Origin of the sequence: Pimelobacter simplex (assembly GCF_900114845.1) — a bacterium.
GTDB lineage: Bacteria > Actinomycetota > Actinomycetes > Propionibacteriales > Nocardioidaceae > Nocardioides > Nocardioides simplex.
The window spans coordinates 232,063-246,874 of sequence record NZ_FOUK01000006.1; the positions used below are offsets into that span (position 1 = coordinate 232,063).

Annotated in this window: 12 protein-coding genes; 4 read left to right on the plus strand and 8 right to left on the minus strand. The window is 72.5% G+C overall.

Translation table 11 applies throughout. The features are described 5' to 3' along the window. Window positions 1-11: 11 nt before the first annotated feature. Both BM223_RS23295 and nrdR read right to left on the minus strand, forming a co-directional pair. Window positions 12-2,903: a vitamin B12-dependent ribonucleotide reductase gene (locus BM223_RS23295; protein WP_038677188.1), complete on the minus strand. Its 2,892-nt coding sequence runs from the start codon at window positions 2,901-2,903 to the stop codon at window positions 12-14. A 122-nt stretch (window positions 2,904-3,025) separates the two neighbouring features. After that, entirely contained in the window at window positions 3,026-3,544 is a 519-nt protein-coding gene (gene nrdR / locus BM223_RS23300) for a transcriptional regulator NrdR (protein WP_038677186.1), read from the minus strand. Window positions 3,545-3,929: 385 nt separating this feature from the next. Here nrdR and BM223_RS23305 point away from each other — a divergent pair, with 385 nt between their 5' ends. Next, entirely contained in the window at window positions 3,930-4,259 is a 330-nt protein-coding gene (locus BM223_RS23305; protein ID WP_141267125.1) for a hypothetical protein, read from the plus strand. Between the two features lie 396 nt (window positions 4,260-4,655). Here BM223_RS23305 and BM223_RS23310 read toward each other — a convergent pair whose 3' ends face one another. Then, window positions 4,656-5,039: a LysM peptidoglycan-binding domain-containing protein gene (locus tag BM223_RS23310; protein ID WP_038677184.1), complete on the minus strand. Its 384-nt coding sequence runs from the start codon at window positions 5,037-5,039 to the stop codon at window positions 4,656-4,658. A gap of 305 nt (window positions 5,040-5,344) precedes the next feature. On the opposite strand from BM223_RS23310, the gene lexA reads away from it, so the two are divergent. Together lexA and BM223_RS29315 are read left to right on the plus strand one after the other, a co-directional pair. After that, a complete protein-coding gene (gene lexA, locus BM223_RS23315) occupies window positions 5,345-6,100 on the plus strand; it encodes a transcriptional repressor LexA (RefSeq protein WP_038677183.1) in 756 nt (251 codons plus the stop codon). A 59-nt stretch (window positions 6,101-6,159) separates the two neighbouring features. After that, a complete protein-coding gene (locus BM223_RS29315; RefSeq protein ID WP_038677182.1) occupies window positions 6,160-7,743 on the plus strand; it encodes an MXAN_6640 family putative metalloprotease in 1,584 nt (527 codons plus the stop codon). Here the strand turns inward: BM223_RS29315 and BM223_RS23325 are convergent. Genes BM223_RS23325 through BM223_RS23335 form a run of 3 tightly spaced genes read right to left on the minus strand, consistent with a single transcriptional unit; the run spans window position 7,721 to window position 11,430 of the window. Then, complete coding sequence (locus BM223_RS23325; protein WP_052138286.1) at window positions 7,721-9,733, minus strand: ATP-dependent DNA helicase; 2,013 nt, start codon at window positions 9,731-9,733, stop codon at window positions 7,721-7,723. The genes BM223_RS29315 and BM223_RS23325 overlap by 23 nt on opposite strands. Window positions 9,734-9,793: 60 nt before the next feature. After that, window positions 9,794-10,615: an LLM class flavin-dependent oxidoreductase gene (locus tag BM223_RS23330; protein ID WP_038677180.1), complete on the minus strand. Its 822-nt coding sequence runs from the start codon at window positions 10,613-10,615 to the stop codon at window positions 9,794-9,796. Next, window positions 10,612-11,430, minus strand: coding sequence for an alpha/beta fold hydrolase (locus BM223_RS23335; RefSeq protein ID WP_038677179.1), 819 nt, complete (start codon window positions 11,428-11,430; stop codon window positions 10,612-10,614). The genes BM223_RS23330 and BM223_RS23335 overlap by 4 nt, the downstream gene beginning before the upstream one ends. A 79-nt stretch (window positions 11,431-11,509) precedes the next feature. Between BM223_RS23335 and BM223_RS23340 the strand changes: the two genes are divergently transcribed. Beyond that, window positions 11,510-12,400 (plus strand): LysR family transcriptional regulator, encoded by an 891-nt coding sequence (locus BM223_RS23340; protein WP_038677178.1) that lies wholly within the window; start codon window positions 11,510-11,512, stop codon window positions 12,398-12,400. Here the strand turns inward: BM223_RS23340 and BM223_RS23345 are convergent. Beyond that, window positions 12,372-13,064, minus strand: coding sequence for an SGNH/GDSL hydrolase family protein (locus BM223_RS23345; protein WP_038677177.1), 693 nt, complete (start codon window positions 13,062-13,064; stop codon window positions 12,372-12,374). The two genes, BM223_RS23340 and BM223_RS23345, sit on opposite strands and share 29 nt — an antisense overlap. Window positions 13,065-13,150: 86 nt before the next feature. After that, window positions 13,151-14,692, minus strand: a complete 1,542-nt coding sequence (hflX, locus tag BM223_RS23350; RefSeq protein ID WP_038677176.1) for a GTPase HflX — start codon at window positions 14,690-14,692, stop codon at window positions 13,151-13,153. Between the last annotated feature and the right edge of the window lie 120 nt (window positions 14,693-14,812).

The following is a 14,812-nucleotide window of genomic DNA, read 5'->3' on the forward strand; positions in this document are numbered from 1 at the left end:
CGTCTCGAGCGTCAGCTGCAGCCGCTGGTGCTGCCACACCCCTCGCACACGTAGCACGACCCGGCCGGCCGCATCTTCGTGCCGCAGGTCATGCACAGCGGGCTGTCGACCGCGTGCCCGGTGATCTGCTCGAGGAGCTCGGCCGTGGTCTTGGCGACCTTGACCTCGGGGACGCCGGCGAGGGGGTCCTCGTCGACGACCTCGACGACCTCGGCCTCGACCGGGGCGGCCTTGGCGACCGGGGTGGTCTCGACCAGTTCGGAGGCGTTGCCGGTCTCCTCGACGGGCTCGTACGAGCCGGTCTCGAGGTGGCGCTGGCGCTCGTCGGCGGAGTAGATGCCGAGGGCGGAGCGCTCGTCGAAGGAGAGGTAGTCGAGGGCCAGGCGGCGGAAGACGTAGTCCATGATCGACTGCGCCATCCGGACGTCCGGGTCGTCGGTGAGGCCGGCGGGCTCGAAGCGGAGGTTGGTGAACTTCGAGACGTAGGTCTCGAGCGGGACGCCGTACTGGAGGCCGATGGAGACGGCGATCGAGAAGGCGTCCATCACGCCGGCCAGGGTGGAGCCCTGCTTGCCGAGCTTGAGGAAGATCTCGCCGAGCGTGTTGTCGTCGTGGGCACCCGAGGTCATGTAGCCCTCGGCGCCGGCGACGGTGAAGGACGTCGTCCGGGCCTGGCGCGACTTGGGGAGGCGCTTGCGGGTCGGGGCGTAGACGATCTTCTCGACGACCTTCTCGACGACCTTGCCCTCGGCAGCGGCGTCCGCGGCGTCGGCGGCGTCCTTCTTGGCCTTGCCGCCGCCGTCGGCGAGGGGCTGGCCGACCTTGCAGTTGTCGCGGTAGATCGCGGTGGCCTTGAGGCCGAGCTTCCACGACTCGAGGTAGATCTGCTCGATGTCCTCGACGGACGCCGACTCGGGCAGGTTGACCGTCTTGGAGATGGCGCCGGACAGGAACGGCTGGCAGGCGGCCATCATCAGGACGTGGCCCATGGGCTTGAGCGAGCGCTCGCCCATCGCGGTGTCGAAGATCTCGTAGTGCTCCGGCTTGAGGCCGGGGGCGTCGACGACGTGCCCGTGCTCGCCGATGTAGGCGACGATGGCCTCGATCTTCTCGGCGTCGTAGCCGAGCTTCTTCAGCGCCCGCGGGATGGTCTGGTTGACGATCTGCAGCGAGCCGCCGCCGACGAGCTTCTTGAACTTCACCAGGGAGAAGTCGGGCTCGATGCCGGTGGTGTCGCAGTCCATCATGAAGCCGATGGTGCCGGTCGGGGCGAGCACCGAGGCCTGCGCGTTGCGGAAGCCGTTGGTCTTGCCGAGCTCGACGACCTTCGCCCACTCCTCGGTGGCCAGCTTGTGGACCTCGGCGTCGGCGATGTGGAGGGTGCGGACGTCGTCGTTGGCCGCCTGGTGCTTGCGCATCACGCGCTGGTGGGCCTCGGCGTTGCGGGCGTAGCCGGCGTAGGGGCCGACGATCGCGGCGAGCTCGGCCGAGCGGCGGTACGACGTACCGGTCATCAGCGAGGTGACGGTCGCGGCCATCGCGCGGCCACCCTCGGAGTCGTAGCCCAGGCCCATGGCCATGAGCAGCGCGCCGAGGTTGGCGTAGCCGATGCCGAGCTGGCGGTAGTCGCGGGTGGTCTCGCCGATGGGCTCGGTCGGGAAGTCGGCGAAGCAGATCGAGATGTCCATCGCGGTGATGATCAGCTCGACGGCCTTGGCGAACAGCGGGGCGTCGAAGGTGTCGTCCTCGCGCAGGAACTTGAGCAGGTTGAGCGAGGCGAGGTTGCACGAGGAGTTGTCGAGCGACATGTACTCCGAGCACGGGTTGGACGCGGTGATCCGGCCGGTCTCGGGGTTGGTGTGCCAGGCGTTGATCGTGTCGTCGTACTGCAGGCCCGGGTCGGCGCACGCCCACGCGGCCTCGCTGATCTTGCGGAACAGGCTGCGGGCGTCGACGGTCTCGATGACCTCGCCGGTCATCCGGGCGCGCAGGCCGAACTCGGTGCCGGCCTCGACGGCGCGCATGAACTCGTCGTTGACGCGGACCGAGTTGTTGGCGTTCTGGTACTGGACCGAGGTGATGTCCTTGCCGCCGAGGTCCATGTCGTACCCGGCGTCGCGCAGGGCGCGGATCTTGTCCTCCTCGCGCCACTTGGTCTCGACGAACTCCTCGATGTCGGGGTGGTCGACGTCGAGGACGACCATCTTGGCCGCACGACGCGTGGCGCCGCCGGACTTGATGGTGCCCGCCGAGGCGTCGGCACCGCGCATGAAGGAGACCGGGCCAGACGCCGTACCGCCGCTGCTGAGGAGCTCCTTGGAGGAGCGGATCCGGGAGAGGTTCAGGCCGGCGCCGGAGCCGCCCTTGAAGATGAAGCCCTCTTCCTTGTACCAGTTGAGGATCGAGTCCATCGAGTCGTCGACCGAGAGGATGAAGCACGCCGAGACCTGCTGGGGAGCGGTCGTGCCGACGTTGAACCACACCGGGGAGTTGAAGGAGAAGTACTGGTGCACGAGCAGCCAGGTCAGCTCGTGCTCGAAGACCTCCGCGTCCGCCGCGCTCGCGAAGTACCCGTGCTCCTTGCCCGCCTTGACGTACGTCGACACGACCCGGTCGACGAGCTGCTTGAGGCCACGCTCCCGCTCCGGCGTGCCGACCGCGCCGCGGAAGTACTTGGTGGTGACGATCGTGGAGGCGTTGAGCGACCAGAAGTCGGGGAACTCGACACCGAGCTGCTCGAAGACGGTCTCGCCGGTCTTCCAGTTGGTCTGGACGACGTCCCGACGCTCCCAGGTGATCTCGTCGTAGGGGTGGACGCCCTCGGTGCTGAAGACGCGATCGATCTTCAGGCCCTTGCCGGTTGCGGCGCCTGCGGCGGTCGGGTTGCTGGCCGTCTCGGTCATGACTCTCCTGGTCTCCTGGTGTACGACGTGGCGGGGGTCGGCGGTGCGGCGGTGGATGCCCGCGGTGGGGAAGGGTGGTGGCCCGGCAGGCAGCTTCCCCACTACCTGCCGGGCGTTCGTGGTCAGCCCGTCGGGGCCGAGGCGGTCGCGAGACCGCCGGATGCTCCGCCGCCCGACTCGCTCTGCAGCTGGCGCTCGGCGCGCAGCAGGGCGATCTCGTTCTCGAAGTCCGCCGCGGAGTCGAAGCCACGGTAGACGGAGGCGAAGCGCAGATAGGCCACCTCGTCGAGGCGGCGCAGGGGTGAGAGGATCGCGAGGCCCACCTCGTGGGCCGCGATCTCGGGGCTGCCGGCGAGACGCAGCTGGTCCTCGACCTCCTGGCCCAGGCGGGCCAGGTCGTCCTCGTCGACCGGGCGGCCCTTGCAGGCCTTGCGGACGCCGGCGACGGCCTTGTCACGCGTGAACGGCTCGGTCGCGCCGGAGCGCTTGAGCACGGTCAGCTGCATGGCCTCGACGGTCGTGAACCGCTTCTCGCACGCAGGCGACTGGCACACCCGGCGACGCCGGATCGAGCAGCCGTCCTCGGACACCCGGGAGTCGAGGACCTTGGTGTCGTTGTGCTTGCAGTACGGACAGTGCATGGTTCCTCCTCCCGAGTCGATGCTTGTGGACAACAGTGCGTCGCCTGTGCACAAGCGGGGGTCTTCCTGTGTACTTCACACCCGGTCCTGTGGACCTATATGTGGAGAACTACATCCTTGTAACTACTAGATGTAGTGGTAACCGTACGCCCCGGGCCGGACGGACGCAAGACCACGCAGCGGCATGTCGCGCGCACCCGCTCCCCACGCCTGAACCGGGCCGAAATTTGACCCGGACGCCGGCCCGGACGTCGTCCGGAAGGGGCGCTCGCGGCCCTTCAAACGGCCTCCGGAGGCCCTTCCGCGGGCCTGTGGATCGACATCGCGCGCCCCAGTCGGAGGGTTGCCGACCGGATCCACCCACCCATCGGCAACAATGACCGCCGTGGCAGGAGGAAAGCGGGCCGGCGATCGGACGAAGGCACGGTTCCGCCCTGCCCTGCTCCTGATCGCCGGCGGGATCACCTTCGCGCTCGTCGCCTGGGGGTACCTGGTCCTGGCCGCCATCGACTTCGGCGCCACCGCCCGCCACGACGGCAAGACCGGCGCCTGGGCGCTCCTGGTCGTCGCCTCGGCCGGCGCGATGCTGTGCCTCTTCCTGGCCTTCATGCTCGCCGCCCGCTTCTCCCGCGCCCTCGGCCTGACCGCCGCCCCGGACCCCAAGCCCAAGCGCGACCCCGACGCCCCCAAGGGCGGCAAGCGCGCCGCTCGCTGACGCTCGTCGCAGGTGCGGCCGGCCCGACACCCGCACCCGGCCTGGCCGCCAAGCAACCCCTGCACCGCGCGGACGCCAACTGCGAGCGCGGCAGCGCGGCGAGAGGCGCTTGCCCGGCAGCTTGCTGCCGTCCAGGAGCGCCGAAGACGCGCTCGCGCCCAGCGACACCGAGGCGCTCTCCCGGCAGCTTGCTGCCGTCCAGGAGCGCCGAAGACGCGCTCGCGCCGACCAACACCGAGGGCTTCTCCCGGCAGCTTGCTGCCGTCCAGGAACGCCGAAGACGCGCTCGCGCCCAGAAAAACGCGAGCGGCGGGATCCGGTGAGGTCGTTGACCGGATCCCGCCCCTCGTCTTCCCCAACTCCGCTGGGGTCGAGTCAGCGGAGAAGACAGTGGTGTCAGCCCTCGGCGGGGACGCGGAGGTCCTGGCCGACGTAGACGGTGCCGCCGTCGAGCGCGTTGAGCTGCTCGATGCGCTGCATCATGTCGCGGACGTCGTCGCCGGTGGTGGCGGCGGCGTCGCTGGCGATGTCCCAGAGGGTGTCGCCGGGGGCGACGGTGACGACGTCGACCTCGGCGGGGGCGCCGGCGTCGCGGGAGGCGGCGGAGCCGGCGGCGAGCCAGAGGGCGGCCGCGACGACGGCGAGGAGCGCGAGCACGAAGACCAGGAGACGGCCGCGGCGGGTCAGGCGGACCGAGCCGGCCGGACGGCGCACGGCGGCGGGCGCAGCGGCGGTACGGCGGGCGGGGGCGACGCGCGGGGCAAGGGTGACGGTGCTCATGGTGAACCTCCGGGGGAAGTGGACGGATCCCTGTTTGTAGTCAGGGGGTCCGACGGAAGTCGTCTCGATCAGGTGTTCGATCGAACGTGTGTACGAGACTAGATCATGTGTTCGAACAAATCCAACCCCTGTTCGAAAATTCGTTCGAGAACCTCGTCGGCCCCTCGTGCAGCCCGGCCGGGCGGGCAGGAGGCGACACGCCCGTTCGAACACGTGTTTGAAACCGGGCGTCGACTTCGGTTAGCGTCGGTACACCGTCCCGTTCCGGGCCGGGACGCGACGATGCCGATCTGGAGGGCCCACCCATGGCTGACCGCAAGGCCGACAAGCAGGCCGACAAGCAGGCGAGCAGGGTGTCGGAGCTCCCCGACGGCCCGCCGGACGCGACCGGGCTCACCCCGCGTCAGCAGCGCGTCCTGGCGCACATCAAGGACAGCATCGAGAAGCGCGGCTACCCGCCGAGCATGCGCGAGATCGGCCAGGCCGTGGGCCTGACCAGCACCTCCAGCGTGGCCCACCAGCTGCGCACCCTCGAGGAGAAGGGCTACCTCAAGCGCGACCCCAACCGGCCGCGCGCGCTCGAGGTCTTCCTGCCCGAGGTGATGGCGGCGCGGCGCGCCATCGGCAACGTCGAGGACCCCGACCGCCAGGGCTACGACGAGACCGGCATCGGCGACGCCGCACCGGTCCCGGCCAACGTGCCGGTCGTGGGCCGGATCGCCGCGGGTGGCCCGATCCTGGCCGAGGAGCGGGTCGAGGACGTCTTCCCCCTCCCCCGCCAGCTGGTCGGCGACGGCCAGCTGTTCCTGCTCGAGGTCAGCGGCGAGTCGATGATCGAGGCCGCGATCTGCCACGGCGACTACGTGGTGATCCGGCAGCAGCCGACGGCCGAGAACGGCGAGATCGTCGCGGCGATGATCGACGGCGAGGCGACGGTCAAGACGTTCCAGCGCAAGGACGGCCAGGTGTGGCTGCTGCCGCACAACCCGGCCTTCGACCCGATCGACGGCACCGACGCCACGATCCTCGGCAAGGTGACGGCCGTCCTTCGCCGGGTTTGAGCGCAGAGTGACGTAGGGTCGGGGGGTCTTGTCGTCCAGGCGAAAGCCCCCTCTTCCCCATGACTTCTCGCAGCCGCTTCCCCCGCGCCGCGCTCCTCGTCCCGTCCCTGCTGACCGCGCTGCTGGTGGTCCCGCTCACCGGCGCCGCGGCGCAGGCCGAGACGGGCGACCCGGTGCCCCCGGCCGGCCTGCCCGGTCTGGTCGCCGACCCGCTGCCGAGCACGGGTGACCCGGCCACGCCGGTCGACCCGCAGGCCGAGGCGGAGGCCGCACTGGAGACCGTCCAGGGCATCCTCGACCCGGCCAGCCCGGTCACCGTCACCGACGGCAACGACCTGACCCTGGCGCTGGCCGACCTGGCGACGACCCGCAACGACCTGCCCCAGGGCCTCAAGAAGGACGCCGCCCGGCTGCTCGCCCGGCCCAACCCGAACGACCCGGCCGGCGGCATCGAGTGCACGTCCGGCTCGGGCCTGCCCTGCTACGGCAACGTGGCCGAGGCACCGTCGATCTGCGAGAACGGCATCTGCGTCCACTACGTCGCCTCCGGCGTCAACGCCGCGAGCGGCGCCTGGGCCGCCGACGTCCTCGACGTCATGCAGTTCGTCTCCGGCCGCTACCAGGCGGCGGGCTACCGCAAGCCGCTCCCCGACGGCACCGCCGGCATGACCAGCGGCGGCCTCGGCAACGTCAACGGCGCCTTCGACGTCTACCTCGCCGACCTGGGCAAGTTCGGCCTCTACGGCTACTGCACCACCGACCGCCAGGTCCGCGGCCACGGCACCGCGCCGGCCTACTGCGTGCTCGACAACGACTACTCGCCCGCCGAGTTCGGCCGGGCCCACACGCCGACCGAGAACCTGCAGGTCACCGCGGCGCACGAGTACTTCCACGCCGTCCAGTTCGCCTACGACATCGGCGAGGAGCGCTGGATGATGGAGGCGACGGCGACCTGGGCCGAGGACGAGCTCTACGACAACGTCAACGACAACCGCCAGTTCCTCAGCAGCGGCCCGCTGGGCCGTCCGGGGCAGTCGCTGACCAACGCCAACGGCGCGTACGGCGCCTGGATCTTCTTCCGCTTCCTCAGCGAGCGCTACCCCGCCCCCTCGGGCGGGATGCCGGTCATCATCCGCGACATCTGGTCCCGCGCGGCCGGCGCCACCGACGCGCGCGCGGCGCTCAACCGCACGCTCGCCGCGCGCCGCACCGACCTGCGCAAGCAGTTCGGCTGGTTCAGCGCGTGGAACCGCCGTCCCGCGGCGTACTACTCCGAGGGCTCGGCCTACCGCGCGGCGCCGCTGTGGCGCTCGTACCGGCTCACCATGGGCCGCAGCGTCTCGGCGCGCACCGACATCAGCAAGCTCGCCTCGCGCACGGTCCGCTACAAGAGCGCGCTGCAGCGCGCTGGCCGGCTGCGGGTCGACGTCAACCTCGCCTCGCGCTCCAGCGGCGCGTTCGCGATCGTCACGATCAAGCAGAAGAACAAGGCGCCGGTCACCAAGAAGGTCAAGATCAACGCCCGCGGCGACAAGCGGGTGGTCTACCCGTTCGGCCGCAAGGTCCAGTGGGTCGAGATCAACCTGGCCAACGCCGGCAACAAGGCGCGCAGCGCCAAGATCAGCGCTCGCGTGATCCGCTGACCTCGGCGAGGCGGGTCAGCGCCGCCCGGACGACGGCCGGATCGGTCGTCGTCCACATGGGCGGCAGGCTCGCCTTGAGGAACGAGCCGTAGCGCGCGGTCGCCAGCCTCGGATCGAGGACGGCGACCACGCCGCGGTCCTCGGTGGTCCGGATCAGCCGGCCCGCACCCTGCGCGAGCAGCAGCGCGGCGTGGGTGGCGGCGACCTGCATGAAGCCGTTGCCGCCGGCCTTGTCGGCCGCCTTCTGCCGTGCGCTCATGAGCGGGTCGTCGGGGCGCGGGAACGGGATCCGGTCGATGATGACGAGCTGGCAGGTGTCGCCCGGGACGTCGAGCCCCTGCCACAGCCCGAGGGTCCCGAACAGGCAGGTGTAGGGGTCCTCGACGAACTGCCGGGCCAGCTCGGGCAGCTGCGCCTCGCCCTGGGCCAGCGTGGTCAGGTGCGGCAGCGCCTTGCGGACGTGCTCGGCCGCGGCCTCGGCCGCCCGGCGGCTGGAGAAGAGGCCGAGGGTGCGGCCGTCGGCGGCGTCGATGAGCTCGGTGATGGCGTCGAGCTGGGCCGGGCCCAGGCCGTCGCGTCCCGGCGGCGGCAGGTGCCGGGCGAGGTAGAGGATGCCCTGCCGGGGGTAGTCGAACGGGCTGCCGACGTCGATCCCCCGCCAGGGCTGGGCGTCCTCGGGCCAGTCGGCACGGGGTGCGGCGGCGTCGACCCGCTCGGAGGGCTTGAGCCCGACCGAGCCGGCCACGGTCGCGAAGTCGCCGCCGAGCATCAGCGTCGCCGAGGTGAGGACGACGGTGTTGTCGGCGAGCAGCCGGTCGCGCATCTGGCCCCACACCTGGAGCGGCGCGACGCAGAGCATCGGCGGGATCCGGTCGGTGCCCTCGGTGCGCCACAGGACGTCGGCCTCGGAGAAGGCCGCCATCCGCTCGGCGGTGGTGAGCACCTCCTGGACCATGCCCTTGGCCTGGGTGAGCGCGGCGTCGGGCTCGCTGCCCGACTCGGCCTTCGGGTACGCCGACAGGCAGGCGCGCGCCGCGTCGCGGACCAGCGCCAGCGCGTCGGCGAGGTCCTCGGGAACCCGCTCGAAGCGGCCGGTGGGCGCGTCGGTGATCGCCGCGCGCAGAGCGTCGGCGGCGTCGGCGAGGTCGTCGCCCTCGGTGCCCTCGACGTGGCGGATGCTGCGCCGGGCCGCCCGGTCGACCTCGGCGGCCCACAGCTCGTCGGTGGCGGCCTGGGTGACCCGGGCGGCGAGCTCGTGGGCCTCGTCGATCACCACGGCGTCGTACTCGGGGATCATCGGGATGCCCTCGATCGCGTCGATCGCGAGCAGGGAGTGGTTGGTGACGATGAGGTGCGACTTCTGCGCCTTCTCCTTGGCGCGCTCGGCGAAGCACTCCTCGCCGAAGGCGCACTTGCTCGCGCCGACGCACTCGCGCGCGGTGACGCTGACCTGGCGCCACTCCTTGTCGGTGTGGCGCGGGGCGTCGTCCCGCTCGCCGGTGCGGCCCTTCTCGGAGGCCTGCTCGGCCCACTCGCGCAGCGCGAGGACCTTGCGGCCGAGGGCGCCGAGCGCCGCCTCGGCCTGGATCAGCTCGCCCTGCTCGTCGGGGGCGCCCTCGCGGACCCGGTGCAGGCAGGCGTAGTTGGAGCGCCCCTTGAGCACCGCGTACGACGCGTCGACGCCCGGCGTCGTGCCGACCGCCTTGACCAGCCGGGGCAGGTCACGCTCGACCAGCTGGTGCTGGAGGGCGAGGGTGGCCGTGGCGATGACGACCCGCCGGTCGTGGAGCAGCGCCGGGACGAGGTAGCCGAGCGACTTTCCGGTGCCGGTGCCGGCCTGGACGAGCAGGTGCTCCTTGTCGGCGAACGACGCGGCGACCGCCTCGGCCATCGCCAGCTGGCCGTCGCGCTGCTGACCGCCGAGGGCCGCGACCGCGGACGCGAGGAGCTCGCGGACGGGCGGGGTCTGCACGGCGGCACGAGTGGTCACCGGAGAACCCTAGATGGTCCGCGCCCGCTGCTTGCGCGCCCCTCCACAGGTCGCCGGCGATCACCGGAACGGGCCGTCCCGGATCACCCCGCGGACCTCGTCGAAGATGAGGCTGTGGGGGTCGACGTCGGTCAGCCACCACGTCGCGCCGGCTGCCGCGAAGGCCGCCAGGTCGGCGTCGGCGGGCAGCGGCACCGCGACGTCGTACGGCGTCCCGCCGGTGCCGCTCGCGTCCCGCAGCCCGGAGATCCGCGCCACGGCGGCGGCGAGCTCGTCGGGGTGCTCGAGGTTGACCGGGACGAAGCCGTCGGCCCGGGCGGCCCGCTCGAGCGGGCGCCGGCGCCCCGGGAAGCCCGCGGTCCAGAGCGGGATGGTGCCGTGCACCGGACGCGGCAGGAAGCGGACGTCGTCGATCGTGCACCACGGGCTGGTGTGGCGCACCGGCTCGCCGGACCACGCGGTGCGCAGGATCGCAATGGCGTCGTCGAGCATCACCGCCCGGGCCCGGTCGTCGATCTCCTCGCCGAAGCGGGAGAGCTCCTCACCGAACCGGTCGCTGCCGAGCCCGGCGCCGATCACCAGCCTGCCCGCGCTGAGCCGGTCGAGCGTGACGCTCTGCCGGGCGACGACCTGGGGGCGCCGCCGCGGGAGCGCGCTCACCATCGGACCGATCCGGAGGGTCGTCGTCGCCGCGGCGACCGCGGCGAGCGTGGTCCACGGGTCGGCGAGCGCGGCGACCGGCGCGCGCCAGCGCACGTGGTCCCAGACGAAGAAGCCGTCCCAGCCGTGCTCCTCCGCGAGGGCGGCCAGCCGGACCACGGCCGCCGGCTCGGCGAGCTCGTCGAACAGCGGCACCCACACGGCCGAGCGGAGCGCGCTCATGAGGTGTGCTCGGCGAGGGCCGCGACGAAGGGGTCCCAGGCCGGCTCGAGCACGTCGTGGCCCGACTGCGCCAGCACCACGAGGCGGGCGCCGGGGATCGCGTCGCGCAGCGCCTCTCCGTGGGCCGGCGGGAAGACCGGGTCCAGCTCGCCCTGCACCACCAGCGTCGGGACCCGCAGTGCCTCCCAGCCGCCGCCACGCGGACCGGCGTAGTCGAGCGCGTAGTGGTTGCCGAGGGTGGCGGCGAGGTCGCGGGTGCGGGCGACGTCCGCGGTGACCAGGGCCCGGGTGACGTCCTCGTCGAAGTGCGGCGAGGTGCCGGCGTACGCCCGGGTGAGCGCGACGACGTGGTCGACGACGGCGCCGGGGTCGGCCGGGTCGGGCTCCTGCTCCGGGACGTCGACCGTGCCCATCGGCAGCTCGCCCGTCGTGGTGCTGACCAGGGTCAGCGAGCGGACCCGCTCCGGGTGGTCGACGCCGACGACGAGCGCGACGCCCCCGGACATCGACCGCCCGACGACGTGGGCGCGGTCGATGCCGAGCGCGTCGAGCAACCCGACGGCGTCGGCGGCCAGGTCGCGCAGGCCGTAGCCCGGCTCCCCCACCGGGAAGCTCGACGAGCGGCCGGTGTCGCGCTGGTCGTAGCGGATGACGTACCGGCCGGCAGCCGCGATCCGCCGGCACAGCTCCTCCTCCCACCAGAGCATCGAGGCGCACGCGCCGTGGATGAGCAGGACGGCCGGGTCGGCCGGGTCGCCGAAGGTCTCGGCGTGCAGCGTGATGCCGTGGACGGCGTAGGGGTGGTCGTGGCTCATGACGACGACGCTAGGACGGCTCGGACATCGTGAAAAGCGATCGTTTCCGATGAAGTCGATCGGCCGTTACGATCATCGGATGTACGAGCTGCGCCACCTCCGCGCGCTCGAGGCGATCGCCGCCGAGGGCACCTTCGCCCGCGCCGCCGACCGTCTCGGCTACTCCCAGTCGACGCTGAGCCAGCAGGTCGCCGGCCTGGAGCGGGCCGTCGGCGGCGCCGTCTTCGACCGGCCCGGCGGGCCGCGACCGGTCCGGCTCACCCCGCTCGGCCGGCTCGTGCTGTCCGCGGCGCACGACGTCCTGGGGCTCGTCCGCGAGGCCGAGGAGACCGTGCTCCGGTTCCGGGCCGGCGCGGGACGGGTCGACGTCGGCACGTTCCAGACGGTGACCAACGTGCTGCTCCCCGCGGTGGTCCAGCAGCTCCGCGCGGCTCATCCCGGCTGCGACATCCGGCTCGTCGAGGACGAGGCGGACGAGCCCGCCCTGGGTGAGCTCGACGTCCTCTTCTTCGACCGGCCGGGCACCGGCGAGACCGACACGACGCTGCTGCTGGAGGACGAGCACGTGCTCGTCGCGCCGCCCGGTGCGTACGCCGACGGCCCGGTGCCGCTCGACCGGCTGCACGGCGCGGCGATGGTCGCGCTGCCGCCGATCTGCGACCAGCGCGAGGTCGAGGCGCACCTCGCGGCGCGCGGCGTCGTCCCCCAGGTCGTCTTCCGCACGGCGGACAACCAGGCGGTGACGTCGATGGTCCGGGCCGGGCTGGGCTGCGCCGTGATGCCGGTGCTCTCGCTCGGCTGGCCCGAGCGCCCGCGGGGCGTCACGCTGCACCCGCTGACGCCGGCGCTGCCGCCGCGGCGGATCTACGCGCTCACCCGCGGCACGCTCTCGCCGCTCGCCGAGCAGGTCGTCGCCCGGGCCGTCGCGGAGGCCCGCGCGGTCACGGACGCGGGCGGCTGCCGGGTGTGACGAGCGTGCGGACCCGCTCCGCGACGACGTCGCCGAACACCCGCTGGCCGGCCGCGTCGGGGTGCAGCCGGTCGCGCTGGTAGGTCAGCTCGACGCCCGTCATCGACAGGTACGGCGTCCCGTGGGCCGCCGCGAGCCGGGCCAGCACGGCGTCCACCGTGGCCACCGTGCCTGCGGGGCGCTCCGGCGCCGGCGGCGGGCCGACGACGAGCACCCGGTGCCCGGCGAGCGCGGCCATCAGCCGGTCGAAGCCGGCGGCGAGCGCGGCGACCGGCTGGTCGTAGTCGTTGAGCCCGCCCTCGACCACGACGAGCGCGGTGCCGGGACGCAGCGCGGACGGCACCCGGCGGGCGTACGAGACGTCGCCGCACCCGCTCGCGCCGGCACTGAACCCGCTGCCCGAGAAGCCGTCCACGCGAACCCGCCCGGGCAGCCGGACCGGCCACGACTGGTCGGTCCGCAGCCCGGCGCCGACCGAGTACGAGTCGCCGACCACGAGCACCTCGGGCCCGCTGCCGGTGACCAGCCCGGCCCGCGCGTGGGCGCGCTCGGCCACCCCCGCGCAGTGGTCCGGGCGGGCGCCGGCGCGCGCCCAGAGCGTCGTGCTGACGGCCGCGGTGAGGACCACCACGACCGTCGCCAGGAGAAGCCGGTGCCGAGTCACGCCGGGATCATCCGTCGTACCGGACAGAATTGTCGGCGAAACGGCGAAATCGCAACCAAATCGTCCGGTACGACGGGGGCCGCGGGTCAGACGGCGTAGACGGCGAGCTCACCGGCGAGCGCCTCGGTGGCACGGCCGGTGACCCGGGTGCCGTCGGCGGTGTGCTCGAGGGAGCCGATCTCGCCGTCCTTGTGGATGCGGTCGATGAGGTCGCCGCGCGCGTAGGGCACGAGCGCGGTGAACTCCACCTGCGGGCGCGGGAGGTCGGCCTCGATCGCGGCGATCGCGGCGGCGATGCCCTCGCCCGTGCGGGCCGAGACGGCGACCGAGTGCGGCTCGCGGCGCAGCAGCCGGTCGACGACCAGCGGGTCGGCGGCGTCGACCTTGTTGATGATCACGAGCTCGGGGACCTGGCCGGCCTCGATGTCGGCGAGCACCTCGCGGACCGCGCTCAGCTGACCCTCGGGGTCCGGGTGCGAGCCGTCGACGACGTGCACGATGAGGTCGGCGTCGGCGACCTCCTCGAGCGTCGAGCGGAAGGCCTCGACGAGCTGGTGCGGCAGGTGCCGGACGAAGCCGACCGTGTCGCTCATCGTGTAGACGCGACCGTCGCCGGTCGTCGTACGACGCGTGGTCGGGTCGAGGGTCGCGAACAGCGCGTCCTCGACGAGCACGCCCGCGCCGGTGAGCCGGTTGAGCAGCGAGGACTTGCCGGCGTTGGTGTAGCCGGCGATCGCCACCGAGGGGATCTCGTTGCGACGGCGCTCCTGGCGCTTGGTGTCGCGGGTCCCCTTCATCGCCTTGAGCTCGCGGCGCAGCTTGGCGATCTTGTCGTTGATCCGGCGCCGGTCGGTCTCGATCTTGGTCTCACCGGGACCACGGCCGCCGATGCCGCCGCCGTCGGCGCCGACCCGGCCACCGGCCTGGCGGGAGAGGTTGCCACCCCAGCCGCGCAGCCGCTGCTTCATGTAGCTCAGCTGGGCCAGCTCGACCTGCGCCTGGCCCTCCTTGGACTTCGCGTGCTGGGCGAAGATGTCGAGGATCAGCGCGGTCCGGTCGACGACCTTGACCTTGACCTTGTCCTCGAGGTTGCGCAGCTGGCTCGGCGCGAGCTCACCGTCGCAGATGACGGTGTCGGCGCCGGTGGCCTGCACGATCTCGCGCAGGCCCTCGACCTTGCCGCGCCCGATGTAGGTCGCGGGGTCGGGCGACTGGCGGCGCTGGTAGATCGCGTCGAGCACCTCGGAGCCGGCGGTCTCGGCGAGCAGCGCGAGCTCGGCCATCGCGTTCTCGACGTCGGCGACGGTGCCCTCGGTCCAGACGCCGACGAGCACGACGCGCTCGAGGCGGAGCTGGCGGTACTCGACCTCGGTGATGTCCTCGAGCTCGGTGCGCAGGCCGGCGACCCGGCGCAGCTCGTGGCGCTCGACCAGGTCGAGGTCGCCGGTGGTCGGGTCGTCGCCGTCCTCGGGGTCGGCGTCGGCGTAGCCGGACTCCCAGCCGTCGTCCTCGGCAGCATCGTCGGCGTCGGTCAGGTCGGTCGGGTCGGTCAGGTCGTCGGGGTCGTCCCAGCCCTCGGTGGCGCGCAGCGCGGCGGCGAGGGAGAAGTCTTCAGCATGGTTCGTCATAAGCGTCTCCAGGGTAACGACGCCGTCGGCACGATGCTTCCCGTTTATGGGCCATGGTCGTCCGGACCACCGGCCCGGCCACCCGCGCGGGCGCCGCAGCCTTTGCGGATCCGCACTTTC